The sequence below is a fragment of the Mesorhizobium sp. CNPSo 4670 genome (genome assembly GCF_057784235.1).
In genome coordinates this window covers 17157-35512 of the sequence record NZ_JBWJFQ010000003.1, presented here as the reverse complement: position 1 = coordinate 35512, position 18356 = coordinate 17157, and the positions used below count along the sequence as shown (strand labels likewise).

Genomic DNA, 18356 nt, shown 5'->3' with positions numbered 1-18356 from the left:
GAACAGCCGGAAAGACAAAGGCACGCGATACAGGCAGAAAGGAACAGACCTGATGGCAGGCGCATGAGAGCCTCCGTTGGAACGGTGGGTTGAAGGGATCGGCGGTTTTGCGAGCGCGGCGAGTTCGCCATTGCTCAATTTGATTTTAGACTTATAAGTCAAATCGACGATATAGTCAATATGAGATTTGCGCAATTGTGCAATGCAAAAAAGATAGGGGGATTGCAAAGATCGATCTGTAGGCAGGGAGAGGGGACACGCCTCTCCAATGCGCCTACTGCATGAACCACCCGTGACTCACCACGATCGACTGGCCGGTCAGTGCGTTCGACGGGAACGCCGCCAGGAACAGCGCTGCTTCCGCCACGTCCTGCACGGTCGTGAACTCACCATCGACCGTTTCCCTCAGCATCACGGTCTTGACCACGTCCGCTGCGGAGATTCCGAGCTCGCGCGCCTGCTCCGGGATCTGTTTTTCCACCAGCGGCGTGCGGACGAATCCAGGGCAGATCACGTTGGCGCGGACGCCATGGGCGGCCCCTTCCTTGGCCAGGCCGATCAGGCCGTGCTTGGCGGTGACATATGGAGCCTTGAAAGGAGACGCCTCCTTGGAGTGGACGGATCCCATGTAGATGATGCTGCCGCTGTTCTGGCGGTACATCTGCCGCAAGGCGGCACGGGTGGTTAGGAAGGCTCCATCCAGGTGGATGGAAAGCAATTTCCTCCATTTCTCGAAATCGAACTCGACGAGCGGCGCGACGATCTGGACGCCGGCGTTGCTGACAAGGACGTCGAGGCGACCAAAGGTTTCGATAGCCCGCGCCATTCCGCTCTCGACCTGCTCCTCGTTGCTAACGTCCATGCCAACCCCGAGCGCCCGCTGGGCGGCCGGATCGATCTCAAGGGCCGTCTCCTGGGCCGCCTTCAGGTCAAGATCCGCGATGACCACCTTTGCCCCCTCCCGGGCGAAGGTAAGGGCAATCTCCTTGCCAATGCCGCTCGCAGCTCCGGTGATTGCCACGACCTTGTCCATGAGCCGACCGCCGGCGTCCCCTGCCCAATTGTTAGATAGACCTTCATTCTGCGAACGCATGGATTCTTCCTTTCAGATTGCGAGGCTCGGATTTCGCGAGGTAGTCATGAACGACTTTGCCGAGTGCCAGTGTGAGATCGGCGACGATGTGCATCGACGAAACCACCTCCAGCACCGGCAGATCGGCGACCGGAGCCAGCGCATGCGACCAGAGGTTCAGGGATGCCGGGCCGGTCCAGGCGCCTCTCAGATCGACGTCCTCCAGGTGATACTCCACGAGTTCGCAGATGCGCGGCGTGCCGTCGACATGGGGAATGATCTTGAGGAGGAAGTTCGGCTCCGCGAGGGAACTCTTCACTGCCGAGAGGTCGGCACCTCCGTGTTTGTAACCCATGGTGGCCGTAGCAACGCGGACCGGGCCGTAATCAAGCGTACCCACCAAGGTGTCAGTCTCAGTGCGCAGTGTCGGACTCGCAAGCTTCTTGGGAAATCCCCACAGCTCGCGCCCACCGGCAATCGGTGGGTGATCGTTAAGAAACATGCAGTGAGTGTAGCTGCCTTTGCGGCCGCGGAACGTGACAGGTATGACCTGTCCGCTTTCCGTGTAGTCGCCGAAGCCCGTCGAGTCCGGCATGCGAATGAACTCGAATTTCACGAGGGGTTCGGATAGTTCGAGTGGCTCCGGAACAAGACCGCGCAGCTTTTTCGGATCGGTCCGATACGTGATGATCAGATATTCGCGGTTTCGGAAGCGATACGGACCGACCGGATACGCCGGGCTGGTCAGGGGCATGGCGAAGGCCGTTGCCCGGACGGTGTCTTGATGCATGGCTGAAGAATTCCTTTAATTGTTGAAGTGGACAGCTTGCGTTGCGGAGGAGTCGCACAGGCTTGCGATTGGACTGAGCACGTCAGGCATCTCCCATTGCAGGCGCCTATTCCCGCCCGTCCTCGGCAAGATCGTAGGTGCTCACCCCTTCCAGATTGTCGGGCCGTTGCAATGCCTCGGGATGGCGTAACGTGCGCACGGCGTCGAAGTAGCCGGTGCGCCAATGCTCCTCCATGGACAGCCTCGAAAACTCATAATCCTTCGAGTGCCCCTCATGCTGTTTTGAGCGATATATCAGGTGAACGAGTTTGTAGACCTTGTGGTCCGCGATCGAGCTCAGCGCGGTTGCTTCCTCGCTGTCGAGCAACTCGGGCGGCAGTTTTGAAAGAAGGCTCGCGAGGGTGTGTCGGGCACGCTGATATTGCTTGAACTGATCGGTATGCGCGCGTGTCCGGCTCGAATACTGTATTTCCTTCTGCCGCGTCGCGACCTCGGACAGATTGCGAGGAAACTCGCCGCGCGCGCTCCAGAGATCCACCTGGAAGGCGAGGGTGTCCTGCCGTGCCCCATGTTCGACCACCCATTGCAGCGGCGTGTTCGAGATCAGGCCGCCGTCCCAGTAGAATTCGCCGTCGATCTCGACGGCGGGGAAGCCAGGCGGAAGCGATCCGCTGGCCATCACGTGTTCGGGGCGGATTGTATGCTGATCATTGTCGAAATAGACGAAATTTCCGGAGCGCACGTTTACGGCGCCGACGCTGAAGCGCATGCGGCCGGCATTGATCCGGTCGAAGTCGACGAGCCGCTCAAGCGTGCTCTTCAGATGCTTGGTTTCGTAGAAGCTCGTTCCTTCGAGGGAGCCGTCCGCTTGCAACCAGGGAAAGGGCTGCCGCAGGCTGAAAAAGCCAGGGGCACCGGCGACTAGTGCGCAGGCCGCACTGAACTGATTGAAGAGCGAGCGGGGCAGGTTCCCTATCGGAGCGAGTGTGGGCGCGGCGGCAGCCCAGTCGAGAAGTGGGTTCGCCGTGATCTCGCGCCAGAAGGCCTGCAGCTTCGAAACCCGTTCGGCGGGTTCATTCCCGGCTATTATGGCCGAGTTGATGGCGCCGATTGAGACCCCGGCGACCCAGTCTGGATGGATATCGGCCTCGGCGAGAGCCTCATAGACTCCGGCTTGATAGGCTCCGAGCGCGCCGCCACCCTGCAACACCAGCGCAACGCATTCGAACGGGAGAGGCCGTTTTGTTGTTCTAAAGTTTTTTCGGGACAGTACATTCATGGGGATGCTGTTCCTTCTCATCTGAAAGCGATAGGGCTGCAGAGAACCCGAGTGGGGCCGGTCGAAAATCGCCGGCTCAATTTCGATTTGCATCTTTAGGTCAAATCGACTATATGGTCAATATGAGATTTTGCAAAAAGGCATGACGGATGGCAAAGGTTGATTTGGCGCGCAGGGCGGAGATCGGACGCGAGAAGCGGGAAAGGACACGCACGCTGATCGTGGAAGCAGGGGCGATGCTGCTGGCGGAGCGGCTTCGCGAGGCCCTCACGGTGGATGCCGTGGTAGAGGCAGCAGGTGTCGCGAAGGGCACGTTCTACTATCACTTCCAAAGCATCGATGAATTGGCCTCAGCCGTGGGGGAGAAACTCGGGGAGAGCTTTGACGCCATGCTGACGCCTGTGCGCCTGGAACTACAGGATCCGATAGAACGCCTGTCCTTCGCCTTCACGCAATTCTTGGAAAAAGCGATCTCGGACGCCAACTGGGCCCGGCTGGTCGTTCAGAGTTCTCACTCACCGACGGAATTTGCGCGAGGGATCCGGAATAACCTCAAGGCGGATATTGCCGAGGCGATTGTTCAGGGCCACCTCAGCGTTCGGGACGCAGAGTTGGCAGTCGACATCGTGATCGGCATATGGCTGCAGGTGACGCGCGGCATACTTGAACGAGGCGCCCGGCCCGAATTGACAGGCCAGACTGTTGAGGCGGTGCTACGCGCGCTTGGTTCATCGCAGTCGGAGCAACGCAAGGCCGCGAAAAAATGATAGCGGGGTCGCCGATCATGCTGACGGCAGCCGCCGCGAGCCTCGGCCTGGTTCCCATCGCCCGCGAGGTGTTCTGGGGGCCGATGGCCTACTCGATGATGGGCGGCATCATCGCCGGCACGCTGATCACGCTGCTGTTCCTGCCGGCGCTCTACGTCGCCTGGTTCCGCATCAAGGCGCCGGCCGCGACGGAGGCGACGCGACAGGCCGGGGAGGCGACGGCACTGCCGTCGCCGGAGATCCTGCTACTCGCCGCCGAATGAGGTGAGACGGGGCGGCCTCGAGACCCGGCCCGCTGACCCAACGGCTCTGATAAGAGCTTCACTGTCCCATCCCGATGGAATCGGGACGGGCTATCCCTTTGTTTTGAGCCTGACCTTTCCGGATCATGCTCCCGATCGGCTCTAACGATCGACCATCGCCAACCCGCGCTGGCCGTAGCGCGGGCCGGAGATTTTGCCCGGCGCCAGCGCTTCGTCGAGGGCGGCCATCTCGGCGGCATCGAGGTTGATTGCGACGGCGGCGATATTCTCCTCCAGGTATTTCCTCCGCTTGGTGCCGGGGATCGGCACGATGTCGATGCCAAAACCGGTGCCCTTGTGCAGCAGCCAGGCCAGCGCGACCTGGCCGGGCTTGACGCCTTTGGCCGCCGCGATGTCGCGCACCTTGGCCGCTGCCTCGACATTGGCGTCGTAGTTCTCGCCCTGGTAGCGCGGGTCGTTGCGGCGGTAATCGCCCTCGGGATAGTTTTCCGCACGGCTAACCTCGCCGGTGAGGAAACCGCGGCCGAGCGGCGAGAACGGCACCAGGCCGATGCCGAGTTCGCCGAGCAGCGGGATGATCTGCGGCTCCAGATTGCGCTCCCACAGCGAATACTCGCTCTGCACCGCCGACACCGGATAGACGGCATGCGCGCGGCGGATGTTGGCCGCACCCGCCTCGGACAGGCCGAAGAACCGCACCTTGCCTTGGGCGACCAATTCGCCGACCGCGCCGGCGACATCCTCGATCGGCACCGCCGGGTCGACGCGGTGCTGGTAGAGCAGGTCGATATGGTCGGTGGCGAGCCGGCCGAGCGAGCCTTCCACAGCCGCGCGGATATGCTCGGGCCGGCTGTCGGTTCCGTCGAGCTGCTTGCCGTTTTCGATGCGGAAGCCGAATTTGGTGGCGATGGTCACCTGGTCGCGCTTGCCCTTCAGCGCCCGGCCGAGCAGGGCCTCGTTGGTATGAGGGCCATAGACCTCGGCGGTGTCGAGGAAGGTGCAGCCGAGTTCGATGGCGCGGTGCAGGGTGGCGATGGATTCGGCCTCGTCGGCCGGACCGTAGGACTGGCTCATGCCCATGCAGCCAAGGCCGATGGCCGAGACCTGCAGCCCTTGGCTGCCGAGCTTGTGGGTTTTCAGGGTCATGACTGGCGTTCTCCGGTCGGGGGATCACCAGACTATAGCGGCCGCTCGCTCATTTCCCACAGCCTTTCGGCCGCGCTGTCTTCACATGTTCGAGGCTACGTCGCGGGAAGACAGTGGCTTGGGCTTGTGGGCCGGACGCTGCCTTGTCTTGTGTTCAGCTTTGCGGGGCGCGGCTTTGACCGTGTTCAAGGTCTTGGGGGTCGCGGTCTTATGGTCGGCGGTTTGCGGCGCTTGCGCCTTGCGGCGCCTGAGCCAGCTCAAAGACAGTTCGGCAAGGAGACTGCGCAGACCTTTCACAACGTCCTCCTCCTGTTGGGCGACGGGATAATTTCCGATGGCGCGACTTGTTCCACCCGCGGATGTTCCCGGGCTGGGCTTGGGTCGAGCGGCGCATGCGACCTAAGTCCGATCACAAACCGCAATGGTCTTGCCGGTGGCGCCGCCGGGAACAGTCAGCTCTCACGGTCGTTGTCCGCTGCAGATTTGCTGGAGGAAGCTATGGATAGGAGTGTTGGCCAGGCACGCTGGTTGCTCGCACCGATCTTCGCGGTTGCCATCACTTTTATGGTGATTGGAATTACCTTCGGCTGACCGACCTCCAAGGATCGACCTCGAACTTTTCCGATCGGCGCAGCCACGTCCCTTCCTGCGCTGATAGGGTTTGCTCGCCGCACCTGTGCGGCGAGCAAACCCTCAAGTCTCAGCCCTTGCGTGTCAGTGAGAGTAGTAGGCCAGGGTAAGATAGACTGCCGGTGCGGAGATCAAGCAAATCGCCATTCCGATGACCAACGCCATCGCAAGGCGTTCTGTGCGCCTGACAATATCAGCAATCTCGTGGTCGTCGGGAGAGTGGACGAGATCAAGCACGGAAAGCACCTCCGGGACACGAGCATGGTTGTCATTTGCGGGTCGGGTGTCGTCATCATGTATGCTCGGTCTCTGGATACAGGTCACTGTTCGCCTCGCTATGGGAAACGCCACGCCGCCGCTGCGGGGACGCTAGAGGTGGTACCCCGCTGTGTGGGGGAATGGTGGACTCTCGGTTGATGCCGAGGAAAAGGGCTCGTGCTCGGGGCCCCAGTTCTCGCGCGGTTCTAACGTATCGGCCAGGCATAGGTTGCCCGCTAAGACTTCAGTCGTACCACCCCCGGACCTTAGCCTGAGCGGCGGAACGCAATGCTGTGGGGCTCGTTGCTGACTCGTGATTGGCAGTCAAACCTGGCTGCCAAATTGGCGCAAGAAGGAAAGATTTTGTCATGAAGAAATATCTTGTCAGTGCAGTCGCAGGCCTCGCGCTCGTCGCTGGAATTGGTGCTGCCTTCGCGGAAAGCGTCGTAATCCTCAAGCCGGAACAGCAGACGGTGGTCCGCGAATACATTCACAAGCAGAAGCTCGCATCCGTCAGCCTGCTGGGTGTCGAACTCAACGTCGGCACGGCCCTTCCCGACACGGTGGAGCTTCACGCCATCGAGGTGCCCGACGTCAAATACAAGTACACGGTCGTCGGCGACCACGCCGTTCTCGTGGATCCTGATACACGCAAGGTCGTGCAGATCATCGAGTAGATCTGCCGCAGCCGGCGAGCCCGCTTCGCGATCTATTTCGGGAAGCGGGCTCCGTGCATTTCTCCGTTGCAGTCATATGAGGAATCACTAATGTTCACAGACAAAGAGACCCGGTTTCTGGAGGCGGGCATGCTCCTGGCAGTGCCTGTCTGCGTGGCGGTGACCGCGCTGATCGCTGTCTTCGCCTTGGCCAGGCTATGATGGACAATATGGCAGGCAGCCGCCGCGATCTCGAGGTTTGGGAACTCGGGAAAGGCGATGGTTAGCATGAATCGCTTGCTTTTCGTCGCGGCCGACTTTCTTTCACGGCCCCCGGGCTTCTATGTGATGCTCATAGCAATGGTGCTTTGCACTGCGCTTGTGCCTTTCGGCCTGACAAATGCAGTTACCTATGCCCTCTCGGTCGCGGCCATCGTAATCACCGGTGTCGTCCTCATACAGGGCTATCGCGACACCGCCGCCATCCACGCCAAACTCAATGAGATCATCATTGCCCTTGACGAAACCCGAAACGACGTTGTCGGGTTGGAGCATGCCGAACCGGAAGAGATCCGTGCAAAGCTTGTGAAACTCGAAGAAGAAGCGGCCCGAACAATTGGGCCGGCATGAATCCCCCATTGCTTGACAACGAAGATCTGCGGCACGCCGCCTTGCAGGGTTCCAGGAGGAATGAACGATGAGCCCCACGGATCCGCCAGTAGAACGACGCTCTCATGCACGGGGGATTGTTCTGAAGGATGCGATCATCATCACGGACGATGCCAAGATCAGTTGCTCGGTCAGAAATCAGCACGTTCACGGCGCGGAGTTGCGGGTGGACCCAGGCCTAACAATCCCCGACCGTTTCATCCTTCACGTGCCTGCGGATGACGCCAGCTATCGCGCCGTGGTGCGATGGAGACGCAACGAGCGGCTCGGCGTGCAGATTTATTGAACCAGGATCCCTGGCCGTGCGGCCAGTGGTGGCTGGGGCTGGTCGGGTCGAGACGCGCTATCCCAGACGAGAATGCGTTATGCCTGATATGCGAGCGGCAACCGCATCCAGTCCGTTGTCATAGATCCGCGTCAGCACGCCTTCCGCGGCATTGGCCCGCTGGGATGTGCAACCAATCAGGTCCCGCCCTCCCAAGCTCGCCGGCGCATTGGTAGCGCGATCCCAAACCGCCCAGGTTCCGTCTGTCTCGATGTGACAGTAAAATCGGTGTTGGTGATTTTCCATAATGGGAAACGTTCAACACCTGCTTTGGGTCCATGCTGATGGCAACGTGGTTAACGTCGCAGCCGTTTCGACTGAAAGCCGCCTCAGGTGCACAGCGCCGCAAGGCATGGAGCAGGGCGGCAGCGTCCTGCGTCTGGTCGAATGGCGCAGCGCTTACAGGCAGCCCGCCGTTTTGGCTGCCTATTGGAGCGCAGTCGAGTGAGGCAGGCCGAGTGGGACGATCGTGTGTTCTTCATCTTCGCCTGCTCCAAGCAGAGCCAAGCCATTGCTCAATCCATCGAATTCGATAGCCGCGCCAATGAGCTGTGCCGCCTGCAAGACGAGATGTTGAATATCCTCGAGGGCGACGTTTTCCGCCAGATTCCTGACCCTGATCTGTTCAGAGAGCGCCGTGATGTTGACAATGCCAGCTCTTTTGACAGCCGTCTGGACCGCTGAATTGACGTCATCGCGCAGGCGCGCCGAGTAATCATACCGCATCGAAACCTCCCAAAGGGACCGGTTTTCTATTCAGGTTGCACTATGCGCCGGACGTAAACTCATGGCAAGTGAAATCTACAAAATATTCAATTAAATCAGCTAGTTAGCATAGTTACACAAATGCGCGGCCAGCGTTCGATGCTCATCATGTGTGGGATGCGCCGTTCACCCATCGCAGGGTCTTGACGCATTATGCTGGCTATCCTAATTATAAGCCGAGTGAGGTAAATACTAACTCGACGTATTCTTGGTCCTGAGCGAGGAAGCGCCATGGCTGAACTGGAACGCCCCGAACGACTGCAGATCATGCTGACGACCGATGAACTGGCCGCGCTGGAAAACTGGCGATATGACAAGCGTATGCCGAGCCGCTCGGCCGCGGTCAGGGAACTGCTGCGGCGCGGTCTGGCCTCGGACGGGTTCCTGACTGCGGAGCAGGGGGTGAAGTCGCAAGACTACGGAATCCTGCCAGCCGACGGTAACGGGATCGCCGAGGGCGGCAAGGAGTAGGTCATAACCGCGTTGATCAGCCGTCTAAACCTGCAACGGGCGGCCGGCTAGACTGCTCGCAACCCTACAGGATGTTGGTTGTCACTTCGACGACGATCGCCGCACCTTTCAGCGTGCCATTCGTCACATGCACCACACGCGATACCCGCAGGTCCTGCGCATTTCCGTTGATCGACAGCGACACGCTTTCGCCGATCCGGGGAACCGCCTGGAAAACCGCATCGGTGGCTTCCGGCCGGTTGTCGATCGAGATGCGGCAGTTGACGGTCATGGGATATCTCCTGTGTCTGACGGGCGCCCCGGTCGTCAACGCAGGCTCTACAAAATGGTTTCAGGATGGCTGGAGGTGAAACTTCATGGCGCCTGGATTCGTATAAGGCAGCAGTTGCTCCATTTCTCGTTCTACGCGGAGCAACTGGCTCGCTGGGGAGGGCGTTGGGGCTGCCCCGGCGAGTTGCCTCGTCATCGATGATGCCGCTTGCCAAGTTTTGCCTTTGAAAGATTGCCTTAAGCGCGGCCGCTGGCCACGGGCTTCCGGCCCTGCCGCTTTCATTTCGTCTCGCGTGGCACGAGATAGCTCGTCACCGTGCCTTGCCCAATTCCTCGCTTGACCACGACGGTCGTGTATTGCGCCGGTAGCGATGCGGTGACGTTAGGGTCGATCGACTTGCACCTTCCGACGATTTCGCCGTTGGGAGCGCTTGCCAGCCGCTGCACCAGTGAAGCCCGGCACTGATCGAGCGATGCGTACATCGTCGGCGCCGTATCGATGGGTTTGCACACGGAAGCTTCTCCCCCCGGGCTGCACGAAAGCAAAAGCATCACTGCCGCGGTTGCCGGATCCATTCGCCGAGCTCCCATATTGGATGAGCTTCAACGCGGAAGTGCGACCTTGGTTTCGCTGTCGCTAAAAAACCGACTTGCGTTGCGCACACTCGCGAGCGGAGAAGTGCCAGGCATGCGAGGCGCTTCGGCGGCGTGGTACGGCGAACTGCCGCTTCAGCTTGTATGATCCAGCAGTCTGGTGGTGGGATCACGACGATGTTCGGTATGGGTGCGGTCGATGCCTTCCACGGTGATCGCGAACGTCCCGTTCTCTATCCTTCCTATCCAGCCTTTGGCTTTTAGGTACCAAAGATGAAACTCCAGATGTTCACGCGGGCAGTCGGCCATGCGTTCGAGTTCTGTATCGCCAATGCCGGGATTGTTGACGTCTTGTCGGCGCTTGACATAGAGCAACGAAAGCACTTTGGCCTGAATGACGGCATCCCGTTCTATGCCTTTGGTGTTGCTGGCTTCCTCGCTCAACCCGTGGCGAATGTTCAAATGCTCTTTATACTCGACGTCATACTGCGCGCGCTTGACCGGATCTTTGAGCGTATTGTGGGCATCTATGATTTCACTGAAGCGGGATTCGTCGCCGGTATCCCGGTTGTCGGGATGGTAGCGCATGGCAAAATAACGAAATATCCGTTCTATCGTTTCCGAGTTGGCGTTCGGACTGATTTCCAGAAGTTCATAGTAATCAACGAACAAATCGGTGCTCCCACGACATCGTTGTCAGGCAATGCATTGGTCTTAATAAGACAAAGGGCCTGGCCGCGAAAGAGTTGCGATCACAGGCCCTTGTCGTCGGGTTCATTTCGAAGAGTGCGCCTGTTGTCGCGCAGTCGCAAGCTGGACCATGGTCCGTGGACCTGAGATGGTAAATGCAGCGTCAAATGCCTGACATAACCAGTCAGCGGCGGCGCGAGCGTAGATCGATGCCGAGATCGCCACCAAAGGCGCGTCGCGTTTGAACGGATTCGGGCGAAGCGCTTCAGGTCCTTGTTTTATACATGCCGTTCTCCCAAAACCGGGGCCACTTTTAGGCGACATGCATTAGCCGCGCGGTCTGGCCTTCGGCCCTGGCGTGCTTTCGGATGGGTTTGCGGCCAATCTGGCGGATCGCCGGTCTCTCAGCCACAAGGTTGTCTTTTTTCTTGCCAGCAGCTCATCGCGATCGCCTTCCGGGCCATGCTTCGCGGCAATCGCATAGTCGGCTCTGTTCGTTCGATAGTCGTCCTTTTGCACAGACATTGCTTCCTCCCGTGCCGCGGGCGGTTTTCCCCTTGGCCCGCGGCAGCACTAACTAACTGCCTGTGCGGCGCGCGAGTCTACAAATTGGGGATTGTATTAAAATGATACAGACCGCCGTCGCGCCTGCCTCTCGTTGTTTTTGATGGCGCCTGCCTGGCTCGGTGCCTCCTTGGAGCCTGCAAGATGGAGCCTGCAAGGAAACCTGGACGCGAGCCACCCCGACAAATCCAACCCGCCGTGAACGGCTCAGTCCACGATGATGTGTCCCTCGACATCTCCGTCGATGCTCATCCCACTCATGCGGCGATGCCAAAAAAGGCACTCGGCCGAATGATGGACAAATGTGCCGTGGTCGTCCCGCGTCGCGTACTCAATCCTTGCTTCGCGGGCGGCGAAATCTTCTTCGGCATGCAGGAGCCGATAGCCGTCAAATAGGCGAACAGACCTGACTGTCCTGACTGCCGAAGCGGTCCTGAGTGCCGACATCATCCTGACGGCCGAATCGCACGTCGGTATCATGCTCCAGCGCTCGGTATCGGCGTGTGCAGACAGAGCGGCCGTTACCAATAGCGCTGCCAGGCAAACGCGCTTCATCGCCTCGCCTTTCGCCAGCCCACTGCCAGCGCTTCATGCCGTCACTTCGTGAGGTGCTTTCGCCAACGGTCAGTCGATTGGCGCCTGATGATGGTGGACCTTGAGAGCTTGCGATTTTTACGCGGTCTGAATCTGTTCGGGAGGCGTCCCGCCTGACATTGCAATCAACCGTGCACCGGCAAAGGCGGCCAGAATTGTGAACACCGCAGTGATGTTTAGGAACGCAAGAACGATCCCGCTCTGGTCATAGCAACTGGCGAATTCCATGACATTTCACCCCTTGAAACCACCCTGCATGATGACTCCAGTTCAGGCGAAATACAAGCTACCGCTAATGGAAGGAGTGTCTCAGTCTGAAATGAGCGGAATGATCAGCACGCCGACGACTTCGATGAGGGGGATTACCACGTAGATAGCAAGGAAGCCGGCAATCCACATCCCGATTTTGACCAGCCAGGACGAATGAAGGGTCGCCCTCCAAGCGAAAAATGCGCTCGCGACGCCCAAACCCAATGCGACAATGCCAATGACCGGAGACCGCGTCATTGGCAGCATTAGATCACCAAAAAGTAGAAAGATCGCGCTAATGAAGATTAGCTGGGCCGCGAGCCCAAATAGAAACGCGCGTTTCACGCGGCCTTCCCGGTGCTATCTTTTATCGGCATCAGGCGACGGCTTTCGTTTGTAGGGGCCGCGCAGCCCCGGCTTCGGCGCAACTGCATTCATCTTCTCGCAAAGATCGTCCATTGACCAGAGCGTAGCGGAAACGCCAGCGGCCATTGCTGGCGTCATCTTCAGCGTCTTGTGCATTTTCCTTCGCCCGGCGTAGGCGAACGGACGGAGGGCACGCGCTGGTGGGTGCCCTGGTCACCTAGCCGCAATCGCGGCGCTAGCGTACTCGCCAACCGAACGCAAGCCGGTACCCGATTGCCGACACTATGGCCCCTATTTGTGCGTCGAGGGCGAGCGTGCCGATCGGGTTCGGCCACGGGGCAAGCGCATACTGCAGACACCCTACAGCAAATGCGACAAGCGCCCCCAGGATGATCGCTTGCTTGAAGGAAATAATGACGTGTCCGGGGGCCCTCCCGAGAGGCATTTCCGCTGGCCGATCTGAAGGCAAATTTCCGGCCGTTGAAAAGATGGCAGAGTGAGCCCCGGCCGCCGCGCTCACCGGCTCGGCCTCGTTACTCAGTGCCTGCTGCCGATAGGTGTTAAGGACTTCGACCATCTTCTCAGTCGATAGCGGCCATCCCGAACCGGACAAGCCAAGCTCCATCCCAGGCCTCCGGTTCAACGGCGTCTTGGCGCCAAGTTCGAAGCGAAAGCCGATCGACTTGTAGCGATTCTGCTTCCGGACGTGAAAGCCTTGAATGTCGCGCCATGCGATTTTCAACGGAGATCGAACAAAGCCGCCGCCGATCGCAAAGCCACTCCCGTCCAGGATCAAAGCACGCGGGCGGATGAACGATAATGCGCCGCCCAGCGCAGCCAGTCCGAAGAAGACTATGGCAACCCATCCCACAACTTCGTACTTCACCGCGACCAGGCCAGATTGAGCGGCGAAGTCGCGGACCATATGAGCTCCCATCCAAACGAAGGCCATGCCTCCGAGGAGATAGAAAAGGCTCTTGGCGCGTGACCCTCTTATGGTCCGAGGCTCGACTGGTTCGGTCGCGTCCTGCATGATTTCCCCCGACACTTTCCTCGCATTCCTGCTGGGACTCTGCACGGGCTGATGCCGCAACAGAGCCTGTCACAGCCACGATCAATATTCGCGTTTTTGGCCAGTCATTGCTCGCCCCTAAGTATTCCCCAACGGCAGCATCGCGCCAGTTAAGCGCAAATTCAAGCCGGCTCCCCGAAGGGAGTAGCGCTTGACGATTTCAGCGTATGGGAGGCCAGCGAGGGGCGTCAGGACGCGCGAAGCGGCGGCCTTGTCGTGCAGCTCTATTCGACGGATATATGACGCATCCGGGGTTCTTGGTTCCCGCTCATGGGCTCGAACCACGATTCACGCCTTCAAAGGGCGCTGTCCTACCATTAGACGAAGCGGGAAAATGCAACCTGCGCCGACACCCCTAGCCGGTTCGCGCGCCGGGATCAACGCGATCCTCTTGTGATCGGGTAACTGGCGATCGGCAATTGTCGGCAAGCTGTCACCGTCAAGGGACACGGCCAACCGGCTCGTCGCACTTATTGACCGGGCAGCGGCCGTCACGGGTCGGGACATAGGCCGACATCGGCACGTCGGGCCAGTCGCATTCGTTGCCGAATTGCCGGACATAGCGGTCATAGGTGTTGGGGCCGGTGGTCAGCACCACGGCGCGGCGGCTCTGGATCAGTTGTTGGAGCTGTTGGCAGCTCATCGTGCGGGTGTCGGGCCGGGCCTCGGTGAGGCCGGTCGCGGCAAGCAGCATCGCTGCTGTCGTCAAGGCAGTTCGGTGGATGGGCATGGCGGTTACCTCAGCGGTTCACGTACCAAGCAAACCTGTTACGCGAAACTCGCATCCCGGCCAGCGGTTCCACGACAGCGCGATCCTCTTGTAATCGCGTAACTGGCGATCGGCAATTGGCGGCAAGCCGTCGCCGTCAATCCGGGAGATCGCCGATCGCCTGGTCGCAGCGGTGAACCGGGCAGCTGCCGTCACGGGTCGGGACATAGGCCGACGTCGGCACCTCCGGCCAGTCGCATTCAATGCCGAATTGCCTGACATAGCGGTCATAGGTGTTGGGGCCGGTGGTCAGCACTACGGCGTGGTGGCTCTGGATCAGCTGCTGAAGCTCCTGGCAACCCATCGTGCGGGTGTCGGGCCGGGCCTCGGCGAGGCTGGTTGCGGCAAGCAGGATCGCTGCTGTCGTCAAAGCAATTCGGCGGATGAGCATGGCGTACCTCAGCGTTTCACGTACCAAGCAAACGTGTCACCCGAAACTCGCATCCCTTCCAGCGGTTCCGCAACAGCCAGTTGGCCGTTTTTTGCGGCGCAACCAAATGCCGCGTCGCGCATTGCTGGGGATGGACGGCAGGAAGCCCTACGAGACCCCGCAATGGCCACCCGGAGACGAGGATCGCGAAGCCATGTGTTGTTCCTTCTGCGGCGGCCGCGACCACCGCTATGAGGATTGTCCGCAACGGGATGCTGCGGCCGATCCCCCGCTTGACGCCCCGGACGACGTCGCCCCCGAACAGAACTGATTGCGAAGCTTGGCTGCGGGCCCTTCGGTGGCTGTCGCCGCCGGCCAATGAATGTCGTCCGTCGATTGCAACCAAACGCGCCACCAAGCATTGCTGGGCATGGGGTGGAATGCTGTCACGCCGTGAGGCGACGTGACGGGGGAAGGTGGGCAATGACAGAATTGGCAAGCATCGATGGTCCGATCGACCCTCCCGCCGACGCGCGGCTGGCGGCGATCGTCGATTCATCCTTCGACGCCATCATCAGCAAGGATCTGAACAGCATCATCACCAGCTGGAACGGGGCGGCGCAGCGCATGTTCGGTTACACCGTTGAGGAGGCTGTCGGCCAATCGGTGCTGATGCTCATCCCCGATCACCTCAGGGATGAAGAGGTCGACATCATCAGCCGGGTTCGCAATGGCCAACTCGTGGCCAGCTACGAGACGATCCGGCGACGCAAGGATGGCGGGTTCATTGCCGTATCGCTGACCGTCTCGCCGATCAGAAACGCAACGGGCGAGATCATCGGCGCCTCGAAGATCGCCCGCGACATCACCGCGACCAAGGAGAGCGAGCGCCGGATCAGGCTGTTGTTGCGGGAGGTGAACCATCGCGTCAAGAACCAGTTCGCGGTGATCCTCTCGATGGTCAGGGAGACAAGCAAGCGCTCGACCGATCCTCGCGAGTTCGAAGAGCTCATCCGCTCCCGCATCATGGCGCTGTCGCGGTCGCACGACCTGCTGGTCAACTCCGAATGGGCGGGCGCCAGCCTCTTCGACCTCATCCAGGAGCAGCTCAAGCCGTTCGGCCACGAGGCACAGGTATCGCTGTCAGGACCGCTGCTGACCTTGCAGCCGAACGCCGTGCAAAATCTCGGCATGGCGTTTCACGAGCTTGGCACCAACTCTTCCAAATATGGCGCGCTGGCGGTCGATGCCGGGAGGCTCGAGATCACCTGGCAGATCGCCGCCGGTGTTTCGGGCAAGCGGGAAATCCATCTCGTCTGGGACGAGACGATGCCGGTGCCTGAAGGCGACCGGCGGGACGAAGCCACGCGCAAGGGCTTTGGCACGGTCGTCCTGCAGCGGGTCGCGCCGCAATCGCTGAACGGCTCGGCCGTCCTGGAGCGCAACCCGGGCCGTGTCAGCTGGTCGCTGACGGCGCCGGTGGAATCGATCGTCGTTCCGCAACTCGGCGCCGAAATGGCTGCCGCGGAGTCGTCCTTCGACCTGTGAGGGTCCGGCCCGGTCGGTTCACCTAACCTTTGGGCTGCATCGGCTTGAACTCAGCCGGTTTCGCCGGGGCCAACCTTTTCCATCGACAGGCGTTGTCCCCGTGAAGGGAAGGGTCGCCGCGAGCGGCCGGGAAGAAGGAGGCCGAGATGAGAATCCTCGCCATCGTGCCATTCAGCCTGATGCTGGCGCTGTCGGCAGCGGCGCAAACGGGCCAGCAGCAGGAACCTGGGTCGCAGACCGACAAATGCCGGGTCCGGACCGAACAAGGCGCAAAACAGCAGCCCGGCAGCGACAATCTGACGGACACGCTCAACGACTGCGGCGGGGTGCTGAAACCGCCTGCCACCGGCGATCAGGGGATGGCCACGCCGGCCCCTGATGAAGGCAAGACACCGATCATCAAGCCGGGCGAAGTGCCGGCTCAGCCGCCGGCGCAGTAGGCACGGCAGCCGAAAGGATCAGCGAACCAGCACGCCGGCATGGTTGCACAGGGCAACGAAAGCTTCCTGCGCCTGGGCGGCACCCGCCTTGTTTTCCAGCGCCGCCTCGACCTGCTCGCGCGCGGCCTGATAGAACGGGCCGCGCTCGGTCTGCGGCCAGTCGATCAGGATTTCGCTGGCATCCTTCAGCGTGGTGATGTCGCGGATCGTGTCCGAGCCATGCGGCCTGATCCGCATCGGTGTCGACAGCATCGGCTCGGCCATATCCTGTTTTCCCGCTAATGGAGGAGTTTTGCTTCGCGTGCGGCGTCGATCATCGCCCGCATCGCTTTTTCCGGCGGCGTCCAGCCATCCAGTGCATCGCGGCAGCTGCGCCACGCCGCCCGATAGCGCCGGCCCTGGCCCGCCGGCCAGTCGCCGAGACATTCCAGGCTTTCCCAAGCGCTGCGCACCACGCGCTCGCGCCCGGGCGTAAATTTCAGTCTGATCGGATGGGGAAACAACTTGTCGTTCAACGGTCGTCTCCTTGACTGGTGCATGCCGCCCGAAAGTGCGCGGCGGATTCGGGACGACATGCACAAAACGAGGCGCCGGATAACGTCGGCAACAGGGCAGGGTTCCCTGCCTTCGAGATCAAATTTCAGTCGCCTGCGACGGCGTCCGACAAGGGCCTCGGCGCCGGCAATTCGGCGGCGTTCGCCGTTGGCCGGTCATGCTCGAACTGCTCGGTGTCGGGCAAGGCATGCAGCCAGGTCTCGCGCCTGGTGGTCCACAATTCGTATTCGGGTACGAGATCATCGGTCGGCGCGACATCGAGGCTGCCGATCATCACCTCAACCTCGTCGTCGCCGACCCAGGCGACACGACCGCCGCAGGTCGGGCAAAAGCTGCGCGTGCCATAGGTGCTGACGATGCCTGTCGTCTCGAAGGCCTCGCGCGGCCAGATGGCATAGGCCGAATAGACCGAGCCGCTGGCCTTGCGGCAGTCCTTGCAGTGGCACAGACCGATTCTCTGCGGCGCGCCGTGGACCTCGAACTGCACGCCGCCGCACAGGCAGCTGCCGGTCCTGCGTATGGTGTCGGACATGATGCGACCCTCCATCTTGTCAGTCTGCTGCGGGCCGGGCGGGACAGAAGCTCGTCCCGGAATGTTCGTCCAGGACAAAGCCCCATCCCGATCCCATCGGACCTAGCCGCGAGCCGCCATGTGGGCATCGAGCTTCTTGCGCGACGGCCCATAGCGCTTGATGATGGTTTGCGCCTCGCTTGGCGGAATGCCGTATTTCCGGGCAAAGGCAGCGACCTCGTAAGGCTCCTCGCTCGAAACCAGCTTGCGGTCCTGCTTTGTCTTCGACTTGTCGTCAGCCATTTCAGGCCTCGCTTTCTGTTGCCGTGGAAACGCGCAGCCGTCGGCGCCCGATTCCACGATCAACAGGACATAACACGGATCGGCCGTCGCGAGTTCCACGGCTACGACAATATCGCCGTGCCCCCCGGCCTGGCTACCGTGGCATCAGGCGGGCGTCAGGCGCTTGGCGGCGAGATACATGAGCGCCGACGCGGCCTGTCGGCGGTCCCAGCCTGCGGCCTCGATCTTGTCGAGCAGCGCCTCGAGATGCGGGACAAGCATCTCCCTGCATTCCTGCTCATAGGCGGCGCTCGTCACCGGGGTGCTGCGGCGCAGCGATGGTCAATGCCATGGCCATGTCCTGTTCCCCGTTTGAGTGGGGCGCCATTAT

General features: G+C 60.7%; 27 protein-coding genes, 1 tRNA gene and 1 pseudogene. 8 read left to right on the top strand and 21 right to left on the bottom strand.

Going from position 1 to position 18356, the window contains the following annotated elements:
- Window positions 1-274: 274 nt before the first annotated feature.
- The 3 genes from AC0ZT5_RS06475 to AC0ZT5_RS06465 form a co-directional block, all read right to left on the bottom strand.
- A complete protein-coding gene (locus AC0ZT5_RS06475; RefSeq protein WP_488495741.1) occupies window positions 275-1033 on the bottom strand; it encodes a 3-hydroxybutyrate dehydrogenase in 759 nt (252 codons plus the stop codon).
- Window positions 1034-1076: 43 nt separating this feature from the next.
- Entirely contained in the window at window positions 1077-1862 is a 786-nt protein-coding gene (locus AC0ZT5_RS06470; protein ID WP_488495740.1) for an acetoacetate decarboxylase, read from the bottom strand.
- A 106-nt stretch (window positions 1863-1968) separates the two neighbouring features.
- Window positions 1969-3141, bottom strand: coding sequence for a patatin-like phospholipase family protein (locus AC0ZT5_RS06465; protein WP_488495739.1), 1173 nt, complete (start codon window positions 3139-3141; stop codon window positions 1969-1971).
- 149 nt (window positions 3142-3290) lie between these two features.
- Here AC0ZT5_RS06465 and AC0ZT5_RS06460 point away from each other — a divergent pair, with 149 nt between their 5' ends.
- Window positions 3291-3908: a TetR/AcrR family transcriptional regulator gene (locus AC0ZT5_RS06460; RefSeq protein ID WP_488495738.1), complete on the top strand. Its 618-nt coding sequence runs from the start codon at window positions 3291-3293 to the stop codon at window positions 3906-3908.
- A pseudogene (locus AC0ZT5_RS06455) lies at window positions 3866-4171 on the top strand (hypothetical protein); the annotation flags it as partial. The gene AC0ZT5_RS06460 and the pseudogene AC0ZT5_RS06455, both read left to right, overlap by 43 nt.
- Before the next feature lie 141 nt (window positions 4172-4312).
- On the opposite strand, the gene AC0ZT5_RS06450 reads toward AC0ZT5_RS06455, so the two are convergent.
- Together AC0ZT5_RS06450 and AC0ZT5_RS06445 are read right to left on the bottom strand one after the other, a co-directional pair.
- Window positions 4313-5317, bottom strand: a complete 1005-nt coding sequence (locus AC0ZT5_RS06450; protein ID WP_488495737.1) for an aldo/keto reductase — start codon at window positions 5315-5317, stop codon at window positions 4313-4315.
- 714 nt (window positions 5318-6031) lie between these two features.
- Window positions 6032-6184, bottom strand: coding sequence for a hypothetical protein (locus tag AC0ZT5_RS06445; protein WP_488495736.1), 153 nt, complete (start codon window positions 6182-6184; stop codon window positions 6032-6034).
- A 389-nt stretch (window positions 6185-6573) separates the two neighbouring features.
- On the opposite strand from AC0ZT5_RS06445, the gene AC0ZT5_RS06440 reads away from it, so the two are divergent.
- From AC0ZT5_RS06440 to AC0ZT5_RS06430, 3 genes are all read left to right on the top strand, one after another.
- Entirely contained in the window at window positions 6574-6882 is a 309-nt protein-coding gene (locus tag AC0ZT5_RS06440) for a DUF1236 domain-containing protein (RefSeq protein ID WP_488495735.1), read from the top strand.
- A 267-nt stretch (window positions 6883-7149) separates the two neighbouring features.
- Window positions 7150-7491 (top strand): low affinity iron permease family protein, encoded by a 342-nt coding sequence (locus tag AC0ZT5_RS06435; RefSeq protein ID WP_488495734.1) that lies wholly within the window; start codon window positions 7150-7152, stop codon window positions 7489-7491.
- Between the two features lie 67 nt (window positions 7492-7558).
- Entirely contained in the window at window positions 7559-7816 is a 258-nt protein-coding gene (locus tag AC0ZT5_RS06430) for a PilZ domain-containing protein (protein WP_488495733.1), read from the top strand.
- A 465-nt stretch (window positions 7817-8281) separates the two neighbouring features.
- Here AC0ZT5_RS06430 and AC0ZT5_RS06425 read toward each other — a convergent pair whose 3' ends face one another.
- Window positions 8282-8581, bottom strand: coding sequence for a hypothetical protein (locus AC0ZT5_RS06425; RefSeq protein ID WP_488495732.1), 300 nt, complete (start codon window positions 8579-8581; stop codon window positions 8282-8284).
- Between the two features lie 270 nt (window positions 8582-8851).
- On the opposite strand from AC0ZT5_RS06425, the gene AC0ZT5_RS06420 reads away from it, so the two are divergent.
- Window positions 8852-9091, top strand: a complete 240-nt coding sequence (locus tag AC0ZT5_RS06420; protein WP_477290237.1) for a hypothetical protein — start codon at window positions 8852-8854, stop codon at window positions 9089-9091.
- Window positions 9092-9155: 64 nt separating this feature from the next.
- On the opposite strand, the gene AC0ZT5_RS06415 is transcribed toward AC0ZT5_RS06420, so the two are convergent.
- The 11 genes from AC0ZT5_RS06415 to AC0ZT5_RS06365 all read right to left on the bottom strand — a co-directional run bounded on the left by AC0ZT5_RS06415 (window position 9156) and on the right by AC0ZT5_RS06365 (window position 14650).
- A complete protein-coding gene (locus AC0ZT5_RS06415) occupies window positions 9156-9362 on the bottom strand; it encodes a hypothetical protein (protein WP_488495731.1) in 207 nt (68 codons plus the stop codon).
- A gap of 278 nt (window positions 9363-9640) precedes the next feature.
- Window positions 9641-9874 carry a hypothetical protein gene (locus AC0ZT5_RS06410; RefSeq protein WP_488495730.1) on the bottom strand — a complete coding sequence of 78 codons (234 nt, stop codon included), beginning with the start codon at window positions 9872-9874 and terminating at the stop codon, window positions 9641-9643.
- A gap of 216 nt (window positions 9875-10090) precedes the next feature.
- Window positions 10091-10627 carry a DnaJ domain-containing protein gene (locus AC0ZT5_RS06405; RefSeq protein ID WP_488495729.1) on the bottom strand — a complete coding sequence of 179 codons (537 nt, stop codon included), beginning with the start codon at window positions 10625-10627 and terminating at the stop codon, window positions 10091-10093.
- A gap of 789 nt (window positions 10628-11416) precedes the next feature.
- Window positions 11417-11764: a hypothetical protein gene (locus tag AC0ZT5_RS06400; protein ID WP_488495728.1), complete on the bottom strand. Its 348-nt coding sequence runs from the start codon at window positions 11762-11764 to the stop codon at window positions 11417-11419.
- Between the two features lie 117 nt (window positions 11765-11881).
- Window positions 11882-12031 carry a hypothetical protein gene (locus AC0ZT5_RS06395; protein ID WP_477226860.1) on the bottom strand — a complete coding sequence of 50 codons (150 nt, stop codon included), beginning with the start codon at window positions 12029-12031 and terminating at the stop codon, window positions 11882-11884.
- Window positions 12032-12112: 81 nt separating this feature from the next.
- Complete coding sequence (locus AC0ZT5_RS06390) at window positions 12113-12397, bottom strand: hypothetical protein (RefSeq protein WP_488495727.1); 285 nt, start codon at window positions 12395-12397, stop codon at window positions 12113-12115.
- Between the two features lie 15 nt (window positions 12398-12412).
- Window positions 12413-12574, bottom strand: a complete 162-nt coding sequence (locus tag AC0ZT5_RS06385; protein WP_488495726.1) for a hypothetical protein — start codon at window positions 12572-12574, stop codon at window positions 12413-12415.
- Window positions 12575-12653: 79 nt separating this feature from the next.
- Complete coding sequence (locus AC0ZT5_RS06380) at window positions 12654-13451, bottom strand: STM3941 family protein (RefSeq protein ID WP_488495725.1); 798 nt, start codon at window positions 13449-13451, stop codon at window positions 12654-12656.
- A 297-nt stretch (window positions 13452-13748) separates the two neighbouring features.
- Window positions 13749-13822, bottom strand: a tRNA-Gln gene (locus AC0ZT5_RS06375).
- A 107-nt stretch (window positions 13823-13929) separates the two neighbouring features.
- Window positions 13930-14220 (bottom strand): hypothetical protein, encoded by a 291-nt coding sequence (locus AC0ZT5_RS06370; RefSeq protein WP_488495724.1) that lies wholly within the window; start codon window positions 14218-14220, stop codon window positions 13930-13932.
- Between the two features lie 136 nt (window positions 14221-14356).
- Window positions 14357-14650 (bottom strand): hypothetical protein, encoded by a 294-nt coding sequence (locus AC0ZT5_RS06365; RefSeq protein WP_488495723.1) that lies wholly within the window; start codon window positions 14648-14650, stop codon window positions 14357-14359.
- Window positions 14651-15112: 462 nt separating this feature from the next.
- On the opposite strand from AC0ZT5_RS06365, the gene AC0ZT5_RS06360 reads away from it, so the two are divergent.
- Window positions 15113-16177 (top strand): sensor histidine kinase, encoded by a 1065-nt coding sequence (locus AC0ZT5_RS06360; protein ID WP_488495722.1) that lies wholly within the window; start codon window positions 15113-15115, stop codon window positions 16175-16177.
- 146 nt (window positions 16178-16323) lie between these two features.
- The gene (locus AC0ZT5_RS06355) at window positions 16324-16617 is read left to right on the top strand and encodes a hypothetical protein (RefSeq protein ID WP_488495721.1); all 294 of its coding nucleotides are present in this window, start codon (window positions 16324-16326) and stop codon (window positions 16615-16617) included.
- 18 nt (window positions 16618-16635) lie between these two features.
- On the opposite strand, the gene AC0ZT5_RS06350 is transcribed toward AC0ZT5_RS06355, so the two are convergent.
- The 4 genes from AC0ZT5_RS06350 to AC0ZT5_RS06335 form a co-directional block, all read right to left on the bottom strand.
- Window positions 16636-16881 (bottom strand): DUF982 domain-containing protein, encoded by a 246-nt coding sequence (locus AC0ZT5_RS06350; RefSeq protein ID WP_477286518.1) that lies wholly within the window; start codon window positions 16879-16881, stop codon window positions 16636-16638.
- Window positions 16882-16895: 14 nt separating this feature from the next.
- Window positions 16896-17132 carry a DUF982 domain-containing protein gene (locus AC0ZT5_RS06345; protein ID WP_488495720.1) on the bottom strand — a complete coding sequence of 79 codons (237 nt, stop codon included), beginning with the start codon at window positions 17130-17132 and terminating at the stop codon, window positions 16896-16898.
- Window positions 17133-17257: 125 nt separating this feature from the next.
- Entirely contained in the window at window positions 17258-17704 is a 447-nt protein-coding gene (locus AC0ZT5_RS06340) for a GFA family protein (protein ID WP_488495719.1), read from the bottom strand.
- Between the two features lie 102 nt (window positions 17705-17806).
- On the bottom strand, window positions 17807-17986 hold the full coding sequence (locus AC0ZT5_RS06335) for a DUF3606 domain-containing protein (RefSeq protein ID WP_024501602.1): 180 nt from the start codon (window positions 17984-17986) through the stop codon (window positions 17807-17809).
- Between the last annotated feature and the right edge of the window lie 370 nt (window positions 17987-18356).